Origin of the sequence: Azoarcus sp. L1K30, assembly GCF_018122735.1 — a bacterium.
In the GTDB taxonomy this organism is placed as follows: domain Bacteria; phylum Pseudomonadota; class Gammaproteobacteria; order Burkholderiales; family Rhodocyclaceae; genus Parazoarcus.
This window is the reverse complement of record NZ_JAGRRD010000001.1, coordinates 3,232,282-3,253,318: the sequence shown is the minus strand read 5'-3', so window position 1 is coordinate 3,253,318 and position 21,037 is coordinate 3,232,282. Positions and strand designations below refer to the sequence as shown.

The 21,037-nt window shown below is 62.2% G+C and carries 22 protein-coding genes; 13 read left to right on the top strand and 9 right to left on the bottom strand.

Annotation, left to right across the window (positions count from 1 at the left end; all coding sequences use genetic code 11):
* Positions 1–116: 116 nt before the first annotated feature.
* Genes pqqE through pqqA form a run of 5 tightly spaced genes read right to left on the bottom strand, consistent with a single transcriptional unit; the run spans position 117 to position 3,396 of the window.
* Positions 117–1,283 (bottom strand): pyrroloquinoline quinone biosynthesis protein PqqE, encoded by a 1,167-nt coding sequence (gene pqqE, locus J5J83_RS15040; RefSeq protein ID WP_212350490.1) that lies wholly within the window; start codon positions 1,281–1,283, stop codon positions 117–119.
* 3 nt (positions 1,284–1,286) lie between these two features.
* A complete protein-coding gene (pqqD, locus tag J5J83_RS15035; RefSeq protein ID WP_212350488.1) occupies positions 1,287–1,565 on the bottom strand; it encodes a pyrroloquinoline quinone biosynthesis peptide chaperone PqqD in 279 nt (92 codons plus the stop codon).
* A complete protein-coding gene (gene pqqC, locus J5J83_RS15030; RefSeq protein WP_349251952.1) occupies positions 1,562–2,326 on the bottom strand; it encodes a pyrroloquinoline-quinone synthase PqqC in 765 nt (254 codons plus the stop codon). The genes pqqD and pqqC overlap by 4 nt, the downstream gene beginning before the upstream one ends.
* A 23-nt stretch (positions 2,327–2,349) precedes the next feature.
* Complete coding sequence (gene pqqB / locus J5J83_RS15025) at positions 2,350–3,264, bottom strand: pyrroloquinoline quinone biosynthesis protein PqqB (RefSeq protein ID WP_212350486.1); 915 nt, start codon at positions 3,262–3,264, stop codon at positions 2,350–2,352.
* A 57-nt stretch (positions 3,265–3,321) separates the two neighbouring features.
* On the bottom strand, positions 3,322–3,396 hold the full coding sequence (gene pqqA, locus J5J83_RS15020; RefSeq protein ID WP_108951310.1) for a pyrroloquinoline quinone precursor peptide PqqA: 75 nt from the start codon (positions 3,394–3,396) through the stop codon (positions 3,322–3,324).
* A gap of 193 nt (positions 3,397–3,589) precedes the next feature.
* On the opposite strand from pqqA, the gene pip reads away from it, so the two are divergent.
* Positions 3,590–4,609, top strand: a complete 1,020-nt coding sequence (gene pip / locus J5J83_RS15015) for a prolyl aminopeptidase (RefSeq protein WP_212350484.1) — start codon at positions 3,590–3,592, stop codon at positions 4,607–4,609.
* 19 nt (positions 4,610–4,628) lie between these two features.
* On the opposite strand, the gene J5J83_RS15010 is transcribed toward pip, so the two are convergent.
* Positions 4,629–5,534, bottom strand: a complete 906-nt coding sequence (locus tag J5J83_RS15010; protein WP_212350482.1) for a LysR family transcriptional regulator — start codon at positions 5,532–5,534, stop codon at positions 4,629–4,631.
* A gap of 161 nt (positions 5,535–5,695) precedes the next feature.
* Here J5J83_RS15010 and J5J83_RS15005 point away from each other — a divergent pair, with 161 nt between their 5' ends.
* Positions 5,696–5,923, top strand: coding sequence for a DUF1127 domain-containing protein (locus J5J83_RS15005; RefSeq protein WP_212350481.1), 228 nt, complete (start codon positions 5,696–5,698; stop codon positions 5,921–5,923).
* Between the two features lie 45 nt (positions 5,924–5,968).
* Here J5J83_RS15005 and J5J83_RS15000 read toward each other — a convergent pair whose 3' ends face one another.
* Both J5J83_RS15000 and J5J83_RS14995 read right to left on the bottom strand, forming a co-directional pair.
* A complete protein-coding gene (locus J5J83_RS15000) occupies positions 5,969–6,466 on the bottom strand; it encodes a hypothetical protein (RefSeq protein ID WP_212350479.1) in 498 nt (165 codons plus the stop codon).
* A 108-nt stretch (positions 6,467–6,574) separates the two neighbouring features.
* Positions 6,575–8,425 (bottom strand): sodium:proton antiporter, encoded by a 1,851-nt coding sequence (locus J5J83_RS14995; protein WP_212350477.1) that lies wholly within the window; start codon positions 8,423–8,425, stop codon positions 6,575–6,577.
* 344 nt (positions 8,426–8,769) lie between these two features.
* On the opposite strand from J5J83_RS14995, the gene J5J83_RS14990 reads away from it, so the two are divergent.
* Positions 8,770–9,225 carry a bacteriohemerythrin gene (locus J5J83_RS14990; protein WP_212350474.1) on the top strand — a complete coding sequence of 152 codons (456 nt, stop codon included), beginning with the start codon at positions 8,770–8,772 and terminating at the stop codon, positions 9,223–9,225.
* A 38-nt stretch (positions 9,226–9,263) separates the two neighbouring features.
* Here J5J83_RS14990 and lnt read toward each other — a convergent pair whose 3' ends face one another.
* Positions 9,264–10,793 carry an apolipoprotein N-acyltransferase gene (gene lnt / locus J5J83_RS14985; protein WP_212350473.1) on the bottom strand — a complete coding sequence of 510 codons (1,530 nt, stop codon included), beginning with the start codon at positions 10,791–10,793 and terminating at the stop codon, positions 9,264–9,266.
* A gap of 116 nt (positions 10,794–10,909) precedes the next feature.
* On the opposite strand from lnt, the gene J5J83_RS14980 reads away from it, so the two are divergent.
* The 10 genes from J5J83_RS14980 (at position 10,910) to J5J83_RS14935 (ending at position 21,037) form a co-directional block, all read left to right on the top strand.
* The gene (locus J5J83_RS14980; protein ID WP_249115738.1) at positions 10,910–11,170 is read left to right on the top strand and encodes a hypothetical protein; all 261 of its coding nucleotides are present in this window, start codon (positions 10,910–10,912) and stop codon (positions 11,168–11,170) included.
* Positions 11,171–11,252: 82 nt separating this feature from the next.
* Complete coding sequence (locus J5J83_RS14975) at positions 11,253–12,632, top strand: pilus assembly protein TadG-related protein (RefSeq protein ID WP_212350471.1); 1,380 nt, start codon at positions 11,253–11,255, stop codon at positions 12,630–12,632.
* On the top strand, positions 12,629–13,522 hold the full coding sequence (locus J5J83_RS14970) for a hypothetical protein (protein ID WP_212350469.1): 894 nt from the start codon (positions 12,629–12,631) through the stop codon (positions 13,520–13,522). The genes J5J83_RS14975 and J5J83_RS14970 overlap by 4 nt, the downstream gene beginning before the upstream one ends.
* A 32-nt stretch (positions 13,523–13,554) precedes the next feature.
* Entirely contained in the window at positions 13,555–14,367 is an 813-nt protein-coding gene (locus tag J5J83_RS14965; protein ID WP_212350467.1) for a hypothetical protein, read from the top strand.
* A gap of 5 nt (positions 14,368–14,372) precedes the next feature.
* The gene (locus J5J83_RS14960; RefSeq protein ID WP_212350466.1) at positions 14,373–15,092 is read left to right on the top strand and encodes a hypothetical protein; all 720 of its coding nucleotides are present in this window, start codon (positions 14,373–14,375) and stop codon (positions 15,090–15,092) included.
* Positions 15,089–15,283: a hypothetical protein gene (locus tag J5J83_RS14955; RefSeq protein WP_212350464.1), complete on the top strand. Its 195-nt coding sequence runs from the start codon at positions 15,089–15,091 to the stop codon at positions 15,281–15,283. Before J5J83_RS14960 ends, J5J83_RS14955 begins: the two co-directional genes overlap by 4 nt.
* Before the next feature lie 35 nt (positions 15,284–15,318).
* A complete protein-coding gene (cpaB, locus tag J5J83_RS14950) occupies positions 15,319–16,257 on the top strand; it encodes a Flp pilus assembly protein CpaB (RefSeq protein ID WP_212350462.1) in 939 nt (312 codons plus the stop codon).
* Between the two features lie 36 nt (positions 16,258–16,293).
* Positions 16,294–18,411 (top strand): pilus assembly protein N-terminal domain-containing protein, encoded by a 2,118-nt coding sequence (locus J5J83_RS14945; protein WP_212350461.1) that lies wholly within the window; start codon positions 16,294–16,296, stop codon positions 18,409–18,411.
* Positions 18,411–20,177, top strand: a complete 1,767-nt coding sequence (locus tag J5J83_RS14940) for an ATPase, T2SS/T4P/T4SS family (protein WP_212350458.1) — start codon at positions 18,411–18,413, stop codon at positions 20,175–20,177. Before J5J83_RS14945 ends, J5J83_RS14940 begins: the two co-directional genes overlap by 1 nt.
* Entirely contained in the window at positions 20,177–21,037 is an 861-nt protein-coding gene (locus J5J83_RS14935) for a type II secretion system F family protein (protein WP_249115737.1), read from the top strand. Before J5J83_RS14940 ends, J5J83_RS14935 begins: the two co-directional genes overlap by 1 nt.

Genomic DNA, 21,037 nt, shown 5'->3' with positions numbered 1-21,037 from the left:
CCACGTCCTCTTAGAAAGGGAGGCCTCCGCTTCCGCCATTTCCCCGAGCGTTCACGGGCGAGGAGCGCGTCGACAACCGCCACTCGAGACAAGGGTCATCTAAAGCACTCAATACGCTAGCGAACGGATGCCGTGATGGCGCGCCTGCGCCTCGATTCTTCGGGGCTGCGAAACACCAGCGGCGCCTCGTGAACGGCCGGCAGCTGTCCCTGTGCGCGGTCGACGGCTGCCGTCACGACGTGGCGATGGGGCGACTTGTCGCACACCGGATCGGCGGCGGCCGGGTCGCCAGTGAGCATGAAGGCCTGGCAGCGGCAGCCGCCGAGGTCTTTCTCCTTGTCGGGGCAGCTGCGGCAGCTGTCCTTCATCCAGGCGTCACCACGGTAGCGGTTGAAACCCTCGGAGTCGTACCAGATGGCCTTGACATCCATGTCGCGGACATTGGGAAAGCTCAGACCCGGCAGCATGCCCGCGGTGTGGCAGGGCAGCGCGGTGCCGTCAGGCGTCACCGTGAGAAAGACATTGCCCCAGCCGTTCATGCATTTCTTGGGCCGGTTTTCGTAATAGTCGGGCACGACGAAGAAGATTCGGATGCGCTCGCCGTACTGTGCCCGGCGTTCGTTGGTGATGCGTTCGGCGCGCTCGATTTGCTCGCGTGAGGGCAACAGCTGGTCGCGGTTGAGCAGCGCCCATGAGTAGTACTGGCTGTTGGCGAGTTCGAGGTATTCGGCATCCAGCGCCACCGCCATGTCGATGATGCGGTCGATGTAGTCGATATTGAGGCGATGCACGACGCAGTTCATCACCATTGGCCAGCCGTTGGCCTTGATGATGGCGGCCACCTTCTGCTTGAGCTCGAAGGTGCGGGTATGCGACAGGAAATCGTTGAGCTCGCGGGTGGAATCCTGAAACGAGAGCTGGATGTGGTCCAGCCCGGCAGCTTTGAGCGCCGCGGCACGATCTTCGGTGAGGCCGACGCCGGAGGTGAGCAGATTGGTGTAGAAGCCCAGCCTGTGCGCTTCGGCCACGAGTATCTCGAGGTCGTCGCGCAGTAGCGGTTCGCCGCCCGAGAAGCCACACTGCACGCTGCCTGCTGCGCGCGCCTCGCGCAACACCCGCAGCCAGTCTTCGGTGGAGAGTTCGTCCGGGTGGTGGGCGAAATCCACGGGGTTGTAGCAGAACACGCAATGCAGCGGGCACCGGTAGGTAAGTTCGGCCAGCAGCCACAGCGGCGGACCGACCTGCGCGGCAGGCTGGAGCAGCAGGGACGTGGTGTCGTTCATTTCTCAGTACTCGATCCAGAGTTGCTGCCGCGCCATGCGCAGAAAGGCGACAACGTCGGCCTGAAGGCCGGTGGTGTCGAAAGTCTGCTCGAGGTCCGCAACCAGCTCGGTCAGCGTCCTTTCGCCGTTGCAGCGGCTGAGAATCTCGCCCGCGCTCTGGTTGAGTTTCACCATGCCTTCGGGGTAAAGGAGCACCCAGGCGTGTTGCGCGTCTTCCCACTGCAGGCGGAATTTCTTCGACAGACGCGGCGCGACGACCGGTTCGGTCACGGTGGCGGTCATGATTTCGGCCCCACGATCTCGATCTCGCACTGGTCGAGCATGATCGCGTCGGCCAGCGCCCACAGCACGTCGAGCTTGAATTGCAGGATGTCGAGGGCGCGCTGCTGCATCGCCCGGCTTTGGCTGAAGTACGCCAGCGTGAAGCGCAGGCCGTGGGCGACATCGCGTCGGGCCTGGGTGAGCCTGTTCTTGAAGTACTGCAGTCCGGCGGGATCGACCCACGGGTACTGCGTGGGCCAGGTGTCGATGCGCTGCTGGTGGATATGGGGTGCGAAGAGCTCGGTCAGGCTGGACGCGACCGCCTCCTGCCATGGGCGCTGGCGCGCGAAGTTGATGTAGGCGTCGACCGCGAAGCGCGCAGCAGGTGCGACAAAGCGCAGCGAGGTCACATCATCGCGACTGAGGCCGACGGCCTCTCCGAGGCGGATCCAGGCTTCGATCCCGCCGGCGTCGTCGACGTCGCCGATGTGGCAGCCGTCGTGGTCGAGGATGCGCTGTATCCATTCGCGACGGATTTCGCGATCCGGGCAGTTGGACAGTATCGCCGCGTCCTTGACCGGGATGGCGATCTGGTAATAGAAGCGGTTGGCCACCCAGCCGCGCAGTTGCGCCGGGGTCAGCGTGCCGGCCGCCATCATGCGGTGGAACGGGTGGTGAATATGGTAGCTGGTGCCCTTTTCGCGCAGCAGGGCTTCGAACTCGTCGGTACGCCAGGGGGCGTCCTGCTCGTCGGCGAGGCTGATGTCGGCGATATGCTCGATGGTATTGTCGGTGTCGAAAGCGATCACAGTTCGATCTCCATGCCGTCGAAAGCGACCTCGATGCCGTGTGCCGTCAGCGTGGCGCGCTGGGGGCTGTCTTCGTCGAGGATCGGGTTGGTGTTGTTGATGTGGATCAGTACCTTGCGCGTGGTGGCGGGCAGACGATCCAGCCATTCGAGCATGCCGCCGGCGCCGCTCTGGGGCAGGTGGCCCATGGCCCGCGAGGTCTTCTGCGAGGCGCCGAGGCGGATCATCTCGTCATCGGTCCATAAGGTGCCATCGACCAGTACGCAGTCGGCCTGCTCCATCGCGGCCCACACGTGGCGCTCCATCTCGCCCAGGCCGGGGGCGTAGAACAGGCGCTTGCCGTTGGTGGTGTTGATCAGGCTGACGCCGATATTGTCACCGGGGCGGGGGTGATCGCGATGAGGCGAGTACGGCGGTGCATTGCTGGTCAGTGGCAGTGCCTCGAACTCAAGGCCCGGCGCGCCGGCGATGGCGAAGCTGCCCGCCAGCGGGATCTCGTTCCAGCCGATGCCGGCGTAGTGGCCCAGCACGCCGAACAGGGGATTGCCCACCGACAGGTCCTCGCGCACTTCGGCGGTGCACCAGACCGGCCACGGTTGGCGATGTTCGCGCAGCATGTAGAGACCCGTCGTGTGGTCGATCTGCGCGTCGATGAGCGCGATGGCCACGATGGCGGTATCGCGCAGGGCGCGGGCGGGTTGCAGCTCGGGAAAGTTGCGCAACTGCTGCAGCACGTCGGGCGAGGCGTTGAACAGTACCCAGTGCTCGCTGTCACCGCTGACTGCAATCGACGACTGGGTCCGGGCCGTGGCGCGGATGTGGCCTTTGCGCAGTCCGTCGCAATTCGGGCAGTTGCAGTTCCATTGCGGGAATCCACCGCCGGCGCCTGCGCCCAGTACACGTATTCTCACGCTTCCCCCCGTTCATTCGTGGGTGAAGCGACCGGATGGCCGCTTCACCGGCATACATCAACGCGTGGCGATGTACATCGTGATTTCAAATCCAAAACGAAAATCGCAGGCTGCAGGGGTTTCCCATTTCATGGTTCGTCTCCGATGGTTGTCGAATGGTGGCCGCCAACTCGGCAGCGCACGACTGCATGGTGCGCCGTCGGTTGGCGGGGCGCGTCGCACAAGCCTTGAAAGGTCGATAGCGATTTTCTGTAGATTGCGTGCGCGGGAAGACGGCTTCGGTCGGGCGTCGAAAATCCGTACGCGGGCGGGCTATGATCAGGAAATGACCCAAGCCCCCAATTCGACGCCCGACCGTGCTGCTGCCGGCGTCCTGTTCGATCCGATCGAGCCCTTCAGCCACGGCCATCTGGACGTGGGCGATGGCCATCACCTCTATTTCGAGGAATGTGGCGTTGCGGACGGCATGCCGGTGATTTTCCTGCATGGCGGACCGGGCAGCGGCTGCAGCGAACGTCATCGGCAGCTGCTCGACCCCGCCCTCTTCCGCATCGTACTGTTCGATCAACGTGGTTGCGGGCGCAGTACGCCGCGTGGCGAGATTGCAGCAAACACCACGGATCACCTTGTCGCCGATATCGAGAGACTGCGCAGCCATCTCGGCATCGAGCGCTGGCTGGTGTTCGGCGGCTCGTGGGGGGCGAGCCTGGCGCTGGCCTACTGTGCCCGTCATCCCGAGGCCTGCAGCGGTGCCATCCTGCGCGGGATCTTCCTCACCGGGCAGGACGATCTCGACTGGTTCTTTCGCGGCGCTTCCGCTTTGCTGCCCGTGGCGTGGGAGCGCCTCGCCGACTACCTCGACGAAAGCGGGCAGGCGAACATTGCGCAACACTATCTCGATGCCTTGCGCTCACCAGACCGTCTGACTGCCGCGCGCGCCTTGCAGCGCTGGATGCAATGGGAAGCGGCGCTGTCCAGCCCCGGCCGCCTGCCGCCGGCGGAGGCGCCGCTATCGGCCGATGCGCTGGACCTGGCGCTCGACAAGTACCGTATCCAGGCGCATTACCTTGCCAATGATTGCTTCATCGGCGAAGCCGAGGCGCTGCGTTGTGCGGCGGCAATGGCGGGGATGCCGGTGGCCATTCTGCACGGTCGCCTCGACTTCGTTTGCCGCCCTGCCAACGCACGCAAGCTGCAACATGCGCTGCCGGGCAGCCGGCTACGCTTCATCGACGCCGCCGGGCACAGCCCGTTTGACGCACCGATGACCGCGGCGCTCGTGGAAGTGGCCAGCCGCTTTCATGTACGCGGCAGCTTCGACGGCTGGGCGGATAGCTGGAACTGAACGGGCGGTGAGCAGTCACTCAGACTGCTTTGCGCTGCTGTTCGGGTTCCAGCGCCCAGATGGCCGAAAGTTCTGAAACGACGGCACGAATGACGGGGTCGTTGGCGCGCGTCCTGAGATAGGCGAAGCGCAGGCTGATCGTGGGCAAGTCCATCGGCAATACGTGCATCGTGCCGGAACGTTCGGCCTGTTCGACTTCGCTCTTGCGCATGATGCCGAGCCCGACCCCGGCGGCCACCATCGCCTTCATCGCATCTTCCTGGTCAGCCAGCATGGTCTTCACCGGTTTGCAGCCGTGCGCTTCGAACAATGGCTGCATCAACTGATAGTAGGCGCAGTCGGGCGAGGTATAGACCCATGGCAGACGCGCCAGCGCGGCGATGTCCGGCGAGGCGATCTGGTCGCGCAATGCGTGCGGCACGGCGACTGCCATTTCCTCTTCGCGCAGGATGTGGGACTCGAGCAGCGGCTCATCGCAATCACCGCTGATGAAGGCGGCATCGAGACGGCCGATACGCAGGGCGGGAATGTTGGCACCGGTGCGGCCCGACATGAACTCGATCCCGAGCCGGGGGTAGTGCGCGCTCAGGCCAGCCTGCAATTCGACCAGTCGCAGAAATTCAGCGTCGGTGTTGAGACCGATACGAATGCTGCCCAGCAGTTCGCGCTGCATGCCCTTGGCAAGGTGAAGGAAGTCGCCGGCAGCTGTCAGTGCGCGTTGCGCATGATCGAGCAGGAGTTCGCCTGCGGCCGTGAGTTGCATGCCTTTGGGCGTGCGGTCGAAGAGGTTGAGCCCAAGTTCTTCTTCAAGTGCCTTGATATGCGCGCTGATGGCGGGCTGGCTGGTAAACAGGCGCTCGGCCGCGCGCGTCAGATGCTGTTCTTCGGCAACCGTGACGAAGGTTCTGAGGTGATAGAGCTCCACGATGCGGTCTCCGCTGGCAGTGTGTCCGGATAGTAGTAAAGCGCAGTTGCGGGCGTCACGCCATCACATTTCCTGAACGGGGAAATCCCGAAAAACGATTGGATCGTATTGCCCCCGGAGGCCAAGCTTGAGTCATCCCAATCCCGTTCAAGGAGTGCGTCATGAGCCAGGCAAGCCAATGCATCAGCGATCCCGTTCAGCGTCGGTCGGCGCCGCGTGCTTCCGTGATCGAGTGGATCGGTCGCGCTGCATCCATCGTGAGCATCTGGCGTCTGCGTGCCCGCCAGCGGCGCGAATTGCGCGAACTCGATGATGCAATCCTGCGCGACGTTGGTATCAGCCGCGCCGAGGCCAATTTCGGTGCAGACAAGCCATTCTGGCGCGAATGAACCCGTACTGCGGTGTCTGCCGGCGGCGGCCCTTCAGGGACATTCCTAGAGGCTGAACGAATGTCCGCCGCCATGAAACGGGTTCGGCTTTTCAGGTGCCGGATGCACGACGAAACTGATGGAGGGCGGGCACTGAGGCATGTCCAGCCGCATCCGGGCCTGCACCTCCGGGAAGGTCGTGGCCCACAGCGCTACGGACCCGCTGATCGCGCCGGCCAGTGACAGTGTTTCTCCGATCAGGGTCTCGGCGCCGGCCTTTTCGAGTTGTGTTCTGACGCTCTCCCTGAGCCTGACGTAGATCTTGAAATCGAGCAGCTGGCTGCCCGGACGTATGCCGACAAGGACGATTTCGAGGTCATAGAGCAGTGCCAGCGCAGGCTGCGAGTGCGCAAACGCCATTGTGCTCAAATAGCGGAAGCCGTCGAAGGCAAGTGTGGCCAGTGCGTTGTCCGCGGTCGGTACGGCAAGCGTGCCCTCGATCGTCTGCAGCAGAGCCGGTAGTGTCGTCAGTACGGGCTCTACCTGTGCGGAAGAGTGGGTCATGACTACTCCTTCTCCGGATGGGCAAGACACTGTGAGCAATTCGCAGAATGCCCAGATCAGTGTAGATGGCCCATGGCCGATGTGCCACGACGAGTCTTCGCGCGGCTGTCACGCGGAAGTGGTCTGAGCCTTGCCGATTTCCGTATCGATCAGGGAGTCGGAATCCTCGTCCGGTGTCGCATCGACCGGTGCCGCATCGACCAGTGCCATCACCGACCAGCCGGGGGCGGGTTCGAGTGCGTTTTCCGCTGTGAACACTTCCAGGTTGCCCTTGGGGTCGATCGCGAAGAGCAGCGTCGCGTGGTCGCCGTGCATGGCGCGGAAATGCTCCATGGTGAAGGCTTCCGACAAGGTCGTGCGGCGTACTTCCGCTCCACGGTAGAGACGGCGTGAAAGGTCAACATAGCCGACATGCTCGTTGAAGGCCGTTCGACCTTCGCGTGCCGTGTCGCTGCGGCCGTTGGCGGTGGTGGAGCCGCCCACGCGCAGCGCAAAGACCGATTTCGAGCCGAACACGCCTTTGTAGCGGTTGCACGCCAGTGCGTTCAGATGCGCATCAGCGGTGACTGCCAGCATGCGCCCGAGCCCGGTGGTGTCGAGATAGACTTCCGCATGTTCGGACAATGGGTTGCCGTAATAGGCCTTGAGCCCGGCCATGCGGGCACGGCTGACGTTGTCCCACAGCGTGTCGCACAGCAGTACCCGAATCTTCTGCTGTTCGAGTGCCTGCGCCAACTTGCGCGCCAGCGGATTGGCGCCGAGGATCAGGAAGCCCGCGGGCTCGGGTTCGGCGACCTTGAGTATCCTGGCGAGTTTCCCGGCGGTCAGGCTCTGCAGCACGACGGTGCCGATGATGACGACGAAGGTCAGGGGCACCAGTAGCGCCGCCTGATGGACGCCGCGCTGTTCGAGTTTGAGTGCGAATAGGGCACTGACCGCGGCGGCAACGATGCCGCGCGGGGCGATCCAGGCAAGCAGTGTGCGTTCCTGCCAGGTAATGCTCGATCCCCAGGTGCAGTAAAGGACCTTGAGCGGGCGGGCGATGAACTGGATGGCGAGAAACACGCCCACCACCACCCAGCCCAGCGCCTCGAGCTGGGTGAAGTCCAGGCGCGCGGCGAGGAGGATGAAGAGCACGGTGATCAACAGCAGTGACAGGCTTTCCTTGAACGCCAGGATCTCCTCGATCGGCACCCCTTTGCGGTTGCCTAGGTAGATTCCCATCACCGTCACCGCAAGCAGCCCGGATTCTTCGGCCACGGCGTTGGAAAAGGCGAAACAGCAGAAGACCGCGCCAAGTGTGGCGACATTGAACAGGTAATTGGGCAGCCAGTCGCGACGCAGGGCCTCCCCCATCACGTAACCGCCGATGAGGCCGGTGAGCGCACCGATGGCGATGATGCCGAGAAAAAGCAGGATCGTCGCGCTGAGTGCGCCGCCCGCTTCGGTGGACACCACGAATTCGAACACCAGCACCGCCAGCAAAGCCCCGATCGGATCGACGATGATGCCTTCCCAGCGCAGGATGTTCGCGATTCGCGCCGTCGGACGTACGGTACGGAGCATGGGTACGATGACCGTGGGGCCGGTCACCACCATGATCGCGCCAAACAGGGTGGCCAGCTCCCAGTCGAAGCCCGCAATCAGCCGCGCGGCCAGCGCTGCGACGGTCCATGTGACCAGCACGCCGCTCGTGGCAAAGCGCCGCACCACGTGCTGCAAACCCCTGATTTCGGAGAATTTGAGCGTCAGGGCGCCTTCGAACAGAATCACCGCCACCGACAGCGAGACAAACGGAAACAACAGGTTTCCCATCAAGTCGTCGGGAACGAGCCAGCCTGTGCCCGGCCCGACCAGGATGCCGGTCAGGAGCAGGAACAGAATGGCGGGCAGGCGCAAGCGCCAGGCGAGCCATTGGCACAATCCACCCAGCAAGGTGATGGCTGCGATGGTGAGCATCACATGTTCGCCCAAAATGAGTCTCCTGTATGACCGAGAGTGAGTGTCGCCGGATTGGGCAGTCGAGCGGACACGATTGTATAGGAATGCCCGAAGCGCACTTCACCGGGCACGATGCCCGCCGGCGCCTCGCAGGCGAAGTGCGGCGGGCCGGGGAGGGAAGGTCGGGATTTCCTTACTCGAGGCCGTTACCGTGCCTGTCCGGGACTGTCCTTCTTGCCGTGATCGCACCAGGGTTGACCTTGATCAAGCCTGAGGAAATGATCCTGGAATAGAATGCACAGTTCTTGAGCGCTGCCACCCGCCTGGCAAGCTGAATCCGACTGATTCTTCGGAGAAGGGCCTTGCCCATCACCTGGACCCCCGACCTCGACACCGGCATTACGGTGATCGATCAGCAACACATGCGCATCGTCGACTACATCAATACGCTCGAGTCGGCCAACATCGGCGGCATCAAGGACGTCGTCGGGCGGACGCTCGACGAGTTGGTCGACTATACCGTGTCGCACTTCGCGTTTGAGGAGAGCCTGCAGGAAGAGGCAGGCTATCAGTTCTGCAAGCCTCATCGCAAGGTTCACGAACTGTTCATCCGGCGCATCAATGAATACGTTGGTCGCTTTCGCGCCGGTGAGGACATTGCGAGCGAACTGCACACGCTGTTGAGCGCCTGGTTGATCAATCACATCAGACGCGACGACGCTGACTATGTGGCGGCGGTCAAGGCAAATATGGTTGACCTCATCGCCGAGAAGGAAAGAAAGAAGGATCGAGGCTGGCTCAGTCGCTTCTTCCGCTGAGGCGACCGCGTAACCACGGCAATCTCTCTTGCGCCGCGCTATACGCGCTGGCATTTTTGCCGCCGTAGCCCGATCGCCAGCAACATCGTGAGGCACGCCACGACAAAGGGCCAATCCCCGGTTCGCGCATAAGGTGTTGTGCCTTTCGTGGGCTGCACCTCGCCCTTCAGTTCCGCAGCCATATACGGAGGTAAACTGCCGATCAGCCTCCCGCGATGATCGACGTGGGCGGTAATGCCGGTGTTGGCGACGCGCAGGACCGGACGACCATTCTCCAGCGCCCTGACCCTGACCATCGCCAGCCCCTGTGGTATGGCCTTGCTGTGGTCGAACCACGCCAGGTTGCTCGGATTCAACAATACCGAGGCGTCGAGCGCGCGCTGGCGCACGAACCAGCCAACGGAGTCTTCGTGGCAGATCATGGTACCGATCCGGTGGTCGCCGACGTCGAATGCGGGCTGGTCGACGGGGCCCGGGACAAGATCCTTGAACGCCATGTTCAGTCGCCTGGAAAACCAGTCGAAACCCCTTGGCCCGTATTCGCCAAATGGCATCAACAGCACCTTGTGGTGGAAAGAAAGTGGTGCGCTTCCCGGCGCGACATGGAGCAGGCTGTTGTGTCCGCGGAGCTGGCTGCCCATGTGCGCGACCCCGACGAAGAGATGGCTTCCGCTGCGTCTCGCGAATTGCACGAGGGTATCGACAATGCCCATCGGCAACTGGTGAAAGAACATCGGAAATGCCGTTTCCGGTGCGACCACGAGCGCTGCGGGCGATGATGCCATCGTGGTGGTGACCTGCCTGACGATGCGGCCCGCGCTATCCGGGTCGAACTTGTCGCGCTGTGGGATACCGGTCTGAACGAGTCGAAAGTCCATCGTTGCGCCCTCGGCGTCGATCCAGGGCATCGATCTGCCCCACTGACCCAGTGCAAGCGCGCAAACGAGCAGCATGCCGAGCGCCGTTGCCTGTCGCGGCTGCCTCGCCTTGAGCCGGCTCAGGGCTGGACCGGCCCCGAAGCCGATCAGGTAGACGAACAGGCCCGTACCATGCATGCCGCCGAGGGGAATCAGTCCTTCGAGTGGTGTATCCAGCCAGGCGTAGGCCAGCGCCAGCGAACTGACGCCGCCGAGGCACGCACTGCGCATCCACTCGCCAAAGGCCCACAGGGCGGCAAGCGCGACCGCGGAGACCATGTCGCAGGACGCACCGACTGGTGGAGCCCGCAGCAGAAAACGTGCCCAGAGAACGCTCGGCAGTGCCATGAATAGCGCCAGGTAGAGCACGAAGATGGCGGTGGCAAGGACGGCGAAGGGCACGGGCAAACCGGCCTTGTCGACAAGTGCAGCGTAGATCCAGGCATGACCCGACGCATGCTGGGCAATGCCGAACGCCAGTGCCAAGCCGCCGACCAAGGCCGGCTGGCGCGTCGCGGCCAGGCACAGATAAACCGCACCGAGGATCGGCAGCATGGCCCACGACATCGAGTACGGGGCCCAGGCAAATTCGCTGACGAGGCCAAGCGCAAGAACGAGAAGAAGCCGGGCAAGTGGAGACGGAAGTGCCATGAATGTCGGAGGCGTGTATGAATTTACAGAAAAAATGCCAAAAGCATGTTGCAAAGCATGTTGTCGCAGCGTACATTTGCACCATTGCAAAATACATTGTCATGGAGAGTGGTGCAATGAGGGAATCGATCAACCAGTCCGGGCAAGGGATGACCGAATACATCGTCATCGTTGCGTTGATTGCCGTTGCGGCCATTGCGGTGTATCAGTTCTTCGGCGAGACCGTTCGCAGCCAGACCGCGGGCATTGCGCTCGAGGTGTCGGGCAAGTCGGCAAGTGCTGCGATCTCATCCGCGCAGTCGTCTGCCGACAACGCCGAGGCCGAAGGCACGACCAAGAAAGGCTTGAACGCATACACCAACGACAATTCGCGCTGACCGAGTCAGTGAGACTGTCGGACGTACTGCGAGCCGGTGCTGGAATGAAGAACTTCTCTCGTCGCAGCGACGCCGCATTGTCGTGAGTCGATCTAGACAGGATGGGCAGGCCGCAATCTACGGTTTGTTCGTAATCGTCGGTTCGGTCGTTGCATTGTTCTTTCTGTTCAACACCGGACAGTTGTCGGCCGAGAAGACCCGGCTCGTGAATACCAGCGATGCCGTGGTCTACAGCGGTGCGGTCATGAATGCGCGCACCTTGAACTACGAGGCCTATGCCAATCGCGCCATGCTCGCGAATACGGTAGCGATCGCGCAGCTGGTGAGCCTTTCCTCGTGGATTCAGTATGTCGAGACCATGGGAACAATGGGGGCTGGCGTGAACTGGATGAAGTACATCGGATACTACCCGTCCTATCTCATTGCGGAGACCAGCGGAGATTCTCTCGGCCACCTGAACGACGAATACGGTGACGTCAGTGCCCTCGAGGGGCTGGCGCTCGCATCGGACAAGATCATCAGGATGCGTTTGATGAAGGCGCAGCAGGTCGCCTATATGGGGCTGATTCCGGCCCGTCTCAAGGTCATGCGCGAGGTCGCCGAATCGAACTACCGAGACGATGGCGATATCGCGGTCGACCCCTTGTCGCTCAGCGCGTCCGACATCACCAGCTTCGTGTCCAGATATGCCGATGACGAGCGTACGCGGTTTGCCGAGGTGTCGAAAACCGCTGCAAGCAGGGACGCATTTGTTCCCCGGCGCAACTGGACAATGCCTGCCCTGTATCCGGAGGGCTGTGTCTATATGTGGGACTGGATCAGCCGCCGTGGCGGCACCGATCTGATCGGTTTTGACGAATGGAAGGCGCTTGATGCCATGTCCGAATTCCGCTGGAAGACAGACAAGTACGGTGACTGCTACATCAATGAGTATCCAGTGGGCTTTGGCGGACGTGGTGCTGCCGACGTGCCGGGCAGCGACACCGATCTCTCCCGCTACGGTGCCGCCAGACTGGTCAATCCGACCTCGGGCGGGATGGCCTACGGCGCTGCCTCATCGTCCACCTGGGACTACTCGGGATTGCCGGATTTCTACGACCTTTCCGACAGTGCGCTTGCCGGGGACGATCCGCGCCTCCGGCTGGCAGTGCGTCTGCGCCGCGTTGTCGCGCAGACGCGGACCTCGGAAGGTCGCGCAGAGATTCGTGGCAGCGGTAGCGGCACGCGGCTCGGACAGTCGCTGAACAACTTCAGCGCCATGCCCGCGGGCGGTGACGAGCTTGTTGCAGTTTCGGCCGCTGAGGTCTTCTTCGCGCGTCAGGACGCGAACGCGTACGGCACTGGAATGGGAAAACCCAGGGAGATCGGCAGCCTGTTCAATCCGTTCTGGCAGCCACGATTGGTGTCCGCTGATGCCGAGGTCCGCTTTGCGCAAGGCCTGCAGGGAGTGGAAATGCCATGAAAATCGGATTCAGCGGTCTTGCGCTGTTCAGTTTCGCTTTGCTCTTCGTCAGCAGTGCATTGCATGCCGACGAGGGCTGGAGACCGTATCACTCCGAGTTCGGCGGCGCGACGGTGTCTGCGCACTACGTTCATCTGACGATGGAGCTTGATCCAGAATTTCAGAAGCACCAGCGCGAAAATCTGCAGCAATTGCACGAATTATGCAAATTGGGCATAGACCTCGGTGACGATCCAGGGCCATACCAGCCCTTGCCGACAGGCGGCATACCCGAGAAGACCTGGTTTGAGGACCTTGAAATCTACTATGCGGCGGGAAAGTCGGTTGCAATCCGTTCGGCGACAAAATTGGAGATCGACTCGCGCAGGGACATCCACCGGGATCAGGGGTATGTCGGCAATTGTGGTCTCAGACGCGCGAGCGGAAAGACGCGTCGTCTCATCGATGGAAGTCTGCACTGCGAGGAAACGCTGCGTGCAGAGAAGGGGAAGTCGCCACCGTCCTGCCGCAACGTGGTTCGACTGCCATCGAACGAAGTAGACGCACTGTCGCCTGAAACGCTCGCGGTCTTGCGCGGCGTTGGTGGCGGCACGATGGCGCTCCTGGCGCCCACCGGAAGCTTCAAAACGATTGCCGGAATGCGCTGCGAGGTATTCGGCTCGCCGCCGCTGATGCAAAAGTGCATGGCAACACCCAAGAGCGACTTGCCGCATCAGCGGTCCGCGTACCACCTGGAAAGGCCGGGCCTCTTGTTGCAAGCGACCTTTGACAAGTTCCACACCTTTACCGCAAGAGAGGTTGTCCTGGATCTGCAGGTCAGTAGCGAGATCTTTCGGCATCCGGATGGGGCGGTGATCTTGCGGAACGCACCGCGGCCATTCTTGAAATGAGAGTCTTACCGGTGGCTCCTGTCGCTCACGTCATGAGCGCACATCGCAATCGCGCGCGCGGATCTGCGCAGTGCGGTCAGGCGCTGACCGAGTTCCTCGTCGTTGCACTGACGATGATGCCGCTGTTTCTGCTGATTCCGATGATCGCCAAATATCAGGATATCAACCATTCCACACAGATGGCTGCGCGTTACGCTGCGTTTGACGCGACGATCCGGAACGACCGTGCGACAGGGTCATGGAAGCCTGAGGGCCAGCTGGCGGACGAAGTGCGACGCCGCTTCTTTGGCAATTCGGACGCGCCGATCAAGACGGGTGACGTCGCCGGCGAATTCAACGCGCATCGCAACCTGTTCTGGCGGGGGCCCGACGCCCGGCCACTGCTGAATCGCTTTTCCGATGTGGCCGTCAGTTTCGGCCCCGGCGCTGGCAGTTCGCACGCGGACGGCTTCGAGGCAGCAAGCGACATGGACAGCTTTGGAATGATCGCATCCGGACTTGGTCTGGCGTCAAAAGGCATCTACCGTGCCAACATCAGTGTAAAGCTTGCGCCGCTGCCAACTGCGCTGGCTTTCTACCGCCCATTCGATACGACCGAATTGACGATGACGCGACACACCAGCCTGCTGCTCGAGCCGTGGGCGGCAAAGCATGCAGCAGAGGTCGAAAGCCGGATTCTAGGCAGCGCTGCAATCTTTCCGGCTGCAAGTCTCGCGAGTATTTCCGGCGAAGTCGACGGCTACGTGTCGATCATCGAAGCACCCGCAGGTCTTCAAGGTCCAAAACTGGGCAGGATCGATTTCTGGCGGGACGTGGTGCCAGCGGATCGTCTGAAGGCGAAGTAAACGCAATGACCCGCATTCCGATCGGACTCGCCTGTATTCTGATAATGGCAAAGGCATATTCCGTTGAAGGTTCGATTGCGCTTCCGGACTCCGCGCGGGTGTTCTCCGTTGGCGAGAAGATCGTGCTTAATGGCGTGCCGATGCATATGCGCGGGTTTCGCTCCAGCGAGTCGGTCGATGATCTGCTTGCATGGTTTTCCCGTGAGCTCGGTTCCCCGCTGGTAGAAAACCACCTCGGAAAGACTACTGTACTGGGCAAAGCTGTGGGACATCGATACCTCAGCGTCCAGCTCGAGCGCGATGCCAACGGCGTCCGCGGTGTGGTGGCGGAGAGCGACTTCGAGGCGGCCGCTGAAATGCGCCTCCTGCGCCAGGAGCAGCTTGATCGCTGGCTCTTTGGACTACCGTCCGGATCCGCGGTTCGGAGTGACATGGTGTCGGCGGATCGCGGCAGGCGCGCCTGGCATGCCGTATTCGAAAACACGGTGGATGCACAGATCAACAGCGAACGCACTCAGGCGCTCATGGCGGCCGAAGGATTCGTCCTCGAGAACGAATCTTCCGCTGCAGACATGCCAGATGGCCCCAGTTGGCGCTCGGGGCAGGGGCGGACGCTCTACTTCAAAGGGGCAGACAAGGAAGCCATTGTCACCATTTCGCGCGATACGCAGCGCAAAACGACGATCGTCATCAATACCGTTTCCACGCTGGGCAGATTGCCATGAACCGTTGCGCCCGGGCATCGCTTTCACGTCAACCTGGTCAGGCCATGATCGAGTACGTCGTGGTCTGCGCGGCACTCGCGCTTGCGCTCGGTGTGGGGCTGACCGATGACGACAGCGCACTGTGGCAGATGATCCAGAACTTCCGTCACGGTTACCAGCACTTCAGTTTTGCCCTCTCCCTGCCAACCTGATCGGCACTCGATCCCGCCCATTTCCAATACCGACAATGAAACTTCAAGATCTGTCCAAACTTCGCCATAACAGGACATGGCTCGTACTGATGGCGGCACTTGTGATCGGTGGGCTCGCAGCCTATGCCGCGCAATCCTATCTGGCCAGGCGAATGGCCGAGATCGAGGCGCGTAGCCGGGGCGACACCATTGGTGTCGTCGTGGCCAAGCGTGCTTTGAAACAAGGTGAGCGTATCTCTGAAGAGACCGTCGCGATTCGGTCGGTGCCGGTCGACTTCGCGCATTCCCAAGCCATTCTCCCCGAGAATTTCGATCGCGTCTCAGGCCAGACGCTGGCCTATCCGCTGAAGTCCGGTGAGATGGTGTTGTGGGGACTGCTCGAAGGCAGGAAGGCGCCGACGTTCTCCAGTCGCGTCGCCGAGGGACGGCGCGCGATTACCGTGCCGGTGGACGAGATCAACTCGATCTCTGGTCTGCTCGAACCGGGTGATGTGGTCGATCTCGTGTTGACTCTGGAGCAGGGTGGCAAGAAGTACAGCTTCGTCATGCAGCAAAAGGTGCCTGTGCTGGCAACGGGCCAGCGTTCGACAGAAGATCCGAGGAACGGAGAGCGAAGGCAGTATTCCACTGTGACCCTCGATACCACGCCGGACCAGGCTCGCAACATCATCCGCGCGCGTGAGGAAGGCAAGTTGACCGCCTTGTTGCGCAATCCCGCGGACGAAGACGAACGCGACGGCGGCGAGCTGGCCGCGAATTTTCTCCGGGACATGACCGGCGAGCTTGCCCAGGTGCCCGTGCTGTATGGAGGCCGTGACGGCAGGCTGCCGCCGGAAGGTCTGCATTTGGGGCACTACGCGAGCCCAGCCGACTTAGCCCAGCCGACCTCGTCCGATCGGTTGATCTCCGACGCGCTGATATCCGCGTCAGATCGTCCCGCCGCCCCCGTTCTGCGCGCGCCGCAGGTGCGCTGACGGCTCCATTTCATTCGCGCTTCACGGATTCAAATCATGCAAAAAATGCGCAGTGACCCTGCATCGATTAGCCTGCGCCTGGCGGCCTGTCTCATTTTCTCATCATGCGTGCTTCCCGCGGTGGTGTGCGCCCAACAAGGTGTGCCGGACAGTGCGCCAGGTTCCGCGTCGCTGGCGCCTGTGGGCAAGTTTGTGGAGACCTGGCATTCCGGCGGCAACGCGAGGACATCGAAAACGGCCTATGCGCCGATCAAGGCGACAAACGACCAGGGACTCATTCCCGAAATCGACATGTTCGTCGGCGAAACACGGGTTTTTCCGGCGCCGGGTGTCGCCCGCATTGCGGTGGGGAACGGCCAGATCATGAATGCCGCCTCGCTCGACGACAAGGAGGTCATCGTATTTGCCAATGCGGTCGGCACTTCCTCTCTCTTCATCTGGAACGAAGACGGCAAATACCAGCGCGTCAAGATCAATATCGCACCCGGCGACACCTCGCGCTTTGCGCGCGAAATTGCCGCCTTTCTCGCCGGCATTCCGCATGCCAGGGCCTCGGTCATTGGCGACAAGGTCATCGTCGAAGGGGAAGAACTGTCCGACCGCGACCTGGGCAAGATCGAAGAGTTGGCCAAGCGCTATCCTCAGATTGTCAATTTCACCAACCCCGACGGTTGGGAGAAGATGGTCCTGATGGACGTCAAGGTGGTCGAGTTTCCCACCAATGAGCTGAAGGAGATCGGTCTCAAGTGGGGGCCGACGGGCGGTGCGGCGATCGGCGGCGTGTGGGCACCCATCGTCCATGGCAACGACGCCTATCAGATCAACCTTGCCACTGGAACATCCAATCCGGCGCCGATCACGGCGGTAGGAGGCGGCAGTTCCATGCCGCTGCATACCGGGGTGAATATCCTCAGCGTCGTCAATATGGGCCTGAACGCGCAGCTCGCGCTGCTCGCCCAGGAAGGCAAGGCCTCGATTCTGGCACAGCCACAACTGTCGGCACGCAGCGGTTCCGCGGCACATTTTCTCGCCGGCGGCGAGTTTCCTTACACGGTATCCACGATCAATGGCACCACGGTGAACTTCAAACCGTACGGGGTGGCGCTCGATATTGAGCCGACGGTGTCGAACAGCGGCAATATCCGCGCCAAGATTACCAGCGAGGTCAGCAACATCGATACGTCGGTGTCCACCGTGGCTGGTCCCGCGCTGTCAAAGCGCATGACCCAGACCGAATTCAATGTCCGTGACGGCGAGACACTTGTACTGGCGGGCTTGCTCAAGCGCAGTGACAGCAGCAGTATCGACAAGGTGCCCTTCCTCGGCGACCTGCCCGTCATTGGCGCGCTTTTTCGCTCCAGGCGTTTCCAGAACGACGAAACCGAGCTCGTCGTCTTCGTTACGCCGCATATCGTCGATAGTCGCAGTCCCGGTCTGGTGGACCGCATCGATCGTGCAAGCAGGCGCCTCGAGGACGGACTTGGCAAGCCGCCCTACTTGAACGAGCCCGATGAACGGCGGGCCGCTGACCCGACGAAGTCGATTCGACCTGGCGATCCCGAGGCGCCGTTGATGCCACCGGGTGATGAATCGCTTCGCGATGACGTTGGAGGCGCGCGCGGCGATGCCCGAAGTGCTTCCGTCATCGAGATCAATCAACGCGTCATTCGTGACGGTGTGGCCGTACACGCCCTGCCCAACCGTGCCAGCGAAGTACTCGTACGCCTCGGCAAGGGCGCGGTGGTGGGCTCGGTGAGTCCGGAAAAGCTTGGCGGCTGGCGGCAGGTGCGGCTTCCCGATGGCAATACGGGCTGGATTGCCGACCATGCCATCGAGCCGACCACGGACGCCGAATGGCTGATGAAGGCCTTCACCGATCGTTTACCGGCTGCTCGTATCGCATCGCGGCCGGTCACCGCCTTGCCTGACGCGGGAGGGGCGCCGATGGCGTGGTATCGCGTCACTGGCTTGAAGCTGGCGCTTCGGGTCAGTCCCGATCGGAATGCACAGCGCCTGGCGTGGCTGGAGATCGGCAGCGAGGTGCAGGCGCTGTCCCGGTCGCCAGTGGATGGATGGCTTCCCGTGCAGTCGGGTCCGCACAGCGGCTGGGCCTGGGCGGGATTGCTCGAACCGGTCCGCGCGGAGGTTCCCTGATGCTGCAGGTTGAAGTGACTCATCCGGATGGCAGCACCAGAACACTGCATGTGCCAGCGGATTCGGTGATCGGCAAGGGCGCGCAATGCGAAATTCGTCTCGATAGCTGGCGTATTGGCAAAGAGCACGCCCATCTGTTCCGTACGCCGGCGGGCATCCTGATTGAAGACGTCGGCGCATTCGGCGGCGTTCAGATCAACGGACAGCGCATCAACGGGCAGTTCGGCCCACTCAAGCAGAACGATGTCGTCGGCATCGGTCCCTTCAAGCTTACGGTAAGGGAGCATGGGCCGGATACAACGCAGGATGCGGCGCATGGAGCGCGCAGACCGTTGCACGCCGAGTTTCCCGCACAGGCGACGGGAGCTGCGCCGACCCACTCCGTGGTGGCGGGCATACCTGCTTCCACTTCGACCGTGGCCGAATTGCCAGTGCCGCATGCCGATACGGCGAGGCGCGAACTTGAGTTCGAGTGGCGCAAACTGCTCCATGGCCGACTGCTTGAGGCCATGGATCTGCGCCGACAGGACGTGCATCACATGTCCGACGATCGCTTGCGCTCGGAAACCGGGCGACTCATTGCCGCGTTGCTTGCCGAGCTCGACGCGGAGATTCCCGCCGAGCTCGACCGCGCGCACCTTAGCAGCCAGGTGCTCGACGAAGCCATTGGGCTTGGTCCGCTTGAGGAGTTGCTCGCGGACGATTCGGTGACCGAAATCATGGTCAATCGCTACGATGAAATCTACGTCGAGCGTGCCGGGCGCCTGATCCGCCATCCTCTCGCGTTTACCGGACATCGCGCAGTCATCGGCGTGATCGAGCGCATCGTCACGCCGCTCGGGCGCCGTATCGACGAATCGTCTCCGATGGTGGATGCGCGCCTCAAGGACGGTTCCCGAGTCAATGCGGTCATTCCGCCGCTTGCCCTCAAGGGTCCGTGCGTGACCATCCGCAAGTTTGCCAGGCGCAAGCTTGAGGCCAGCGATCTCGTCCGCCATGGTTCGCTGGACGGGGCCATGGCGACCTTCCTCCAGGTTTGCGTCGAGGCGCGCAAGAACATCATCGTTTCCGGTGGCACGGGCTCGGGCAAGACCACACTGCTGAATATCCTGTCGAACTTCATCCCGCCGGGTGAGCGCGTGATCACCGTCGAGGACGCAGCAGAGCTGAAGCTGCACCATGCGCACCTGATCAGTCTCGAGGCACGGCCGTCCAACGTCGAGGGCAAGGGTGCGGTGCAGATCCGCGATCTCGTGCGCAACACCTTGCGTATGCGTCCGGACCGGATCGTTGTCGGTGAGTGCCGGGGGGCCGAAGCGCTCGACATGCTGCAGGCGATGAACACCGGCCACGAGGGTTCGCTGACCACGCTCCACGCCAATACCGTGCGCGATGCGCTTGCCCGGCTAGAGACCATGGTGCTGATGGCCGGCATGGACCTGCCCCTGTCCGCCATCCGCGAGCAGATTGCCTCGGCCGTGGACATTGTCATCCAGCAAAGCCGGTTTGCCTGCGGTAGCCGCATTGTCACCAGTGTCGCCGAGATTACCGGTATCGAAAGCGGCAAGATCCAGATGCAGGAACTGTTCCGCTTCCACAACGAGGGCTATGGTGCCGCCGATGGCAAGGTCAAGGGTCTGTTTACCGGCTGTGGCATCGTACCGAGTTTCTACGATGAACTGCGTGCAACGGGGCGTGAGCTCGACATCGAGATCTTCATGACTGCCGACGTCGGGCTCGAAGCGCTGGGTGAGGATCTGGTCTGATGATGCCGACCGACGTGCTTTCCCTGGTGACCGCTGTCATTGCCATCAGCGCAGTCCTGATCGCCTGGTTCGTCATCGACCTTGGCACCGTCACGATGGCGCGCTACCGGGCCAGCTTCACTGAGCGCGCTCATTTCCAGGCCCAGGAGTTCTTTCTATTCATTGATCCACGCAAATTGTTCGTTGCCAATCTGGCGATCATGGCACTGGGCGGCATCCTTGTCTGGGTCGTGACCGGTGCCGCGGTGCTTGCAGTTCCAATCTTTCTGGCGCTGGGGTTGTTGCCGCGCTGGCTGTATTCGGTGTTGCGCGCGCGCCGCCTGGAGCGCTTCGAGCAGCAGCTTCCCGACGCGCTGATGATGATCTCCGGCGCGCTGCGCGCGGGCCTGGGGCTGAGTTCCGCGCTGGGGCAACTGGTGGCCGAGACCGCCCCGCCGATCTCGCAGGAGTTCGGCCTGATGCTGCGCGAACAACGCATGGGGGTCACGCTGGAACAGAGTCTCGGCAACCTGAGTCGGCGCATTCCCACGCCATCGACCACGCTCACGGTCTCCGCCATGCGCATCGCGTCGGAAACCGGCGGCGGACTCGCCGAGACCCTCGAGCGTACTGCCCACACCGTTCGCAGCCGTCTACAGCTGGAAGGAAAGATCCGTGCGCTGACCGCGCAGGGCAAGCTTCAGGCCTGGGTCGTCGGCGCCTTGCCGCTGCTGCTGATGGGGGTGCTCAACAAGATGGAGCCCGAGGCCATGGCGCACCTCTGGCACACCCGTGAAGGGTGGGCCACCCTCGTCGTGATCGCGATCTTCGAGATTCTCGGCATCCATGTCATTCGACGCATTGTCGCTATCGACGTGTAA

Bases quoted from the DNA above. Each gene is read 5' to 3' on its own strand.
- J5J83_RS14980 (WP_249115738.1), top strand. From the start codon at position 10,910: ATGAGGGAATCGATCAACCAGTCCGGGCAAGGGATGACCGAATACATC.
- J5J83_RS14970 (WP_212350469.1), top strand. From the start codon at position 12,629: ATGAAAATCGGATTCAGCGGTCTTGCGCTGTTCAGTTTCGCTTTGCTC.
- J5J83_RS14940 (WP_212350458.1), top strand. From the start codon at position 18,411: ATGCTGCAGGTTGAAGTGACTCATCCGGATGGCAGCACCAGAACACTG.
- J5J83_RS14935 (WP_249115737.1), top strand. From the start codon at position 20,177: ATGATGCCGACCGACGTGCTTTCCCTGGTGACCGCTGTCATTGCCATC.
- cpaB (WP_212350462.1), top strand. From the start codon at position 15,319: ATGAAACTTCAAGATCTGTCCAAACTTCGCCATAACAGGACATGGCTC.
- J5J83_RS14995 (WP_212350477.1), bottom strand. From the start codon at position 8,425: ATGCTCACCATCGCAGCCATCACCTTGCTGGGTGGATTGTGCCAATGG.
- pip (WP_212350484.1), top strand. From the start codon at position 3,590: ATGACCCAAGCCCCCAATTCGACGCCCGACCGTGCTGCTGCCGGCGTC.
- pqqD (WP_212350488.1), bottom strand. From the start codon at position 1,565: ATGACCGCCACCGTGACCGAACCGGTCGTCGCGCCGCGTCTGTCGAAG.
- J5J83_RS14960 (WP_212350466.1), top strand. From the start codon at position 14,373: ATGACCCGCATTCCGATCGGACTCGCCTGTATTCTGATAATGGCAAAG.
- J5J83_RS14965 (WP_212350467.1), top strand. From the start codon at position 13,555: ATGAGCGCACATCGCAATCGCGCGCGCGGATCTGCGCAGTGCGGTCAG.
- J5J83_RS15000 (WP_212350479.1), bottom strand. From the start codon at position 6,466: ATGACCCACTCTTCCGCACAGGTAGAGCCCGTACTGACGACACTACCG.
- J5J83_RS15005 (WP_212350481.1), top strand. From the start codon at position 5,696: ATGAGCCAGGCAAGCCAATGCATCAGCGATCCCGTTCAGCGTCGGTCG.
- lnt (WP_212350473.1), bottom strand. From the start codon at position 10,793: ATGGCACTTCCGTCTCCACTTGCCCGGCTTCTTCTCGTTCTTGCGCTT.
- pqqE (WP_212350490.1), bottom strand. From the start codon at position 1,283: ATGAACGACACCACGTCCCTGCTGCTCCAGCCTGCCGCGCAGGTCGGT.
- J5J83_RS14955 (WP_212350464.1), top strand. From the start codon at position 15,089: ATGAACCGTTGCGCCCGGGCATCGCTTTCACGTCAACCTGGTCAGGCC.
- J5J83_RS14945 (WP_212350461.1), top strand. From the start codon at position 16,294: ATGCAAAAAATGCGCAGTGACCCTGCATCGATTAGCCTGCGCCTGGCG.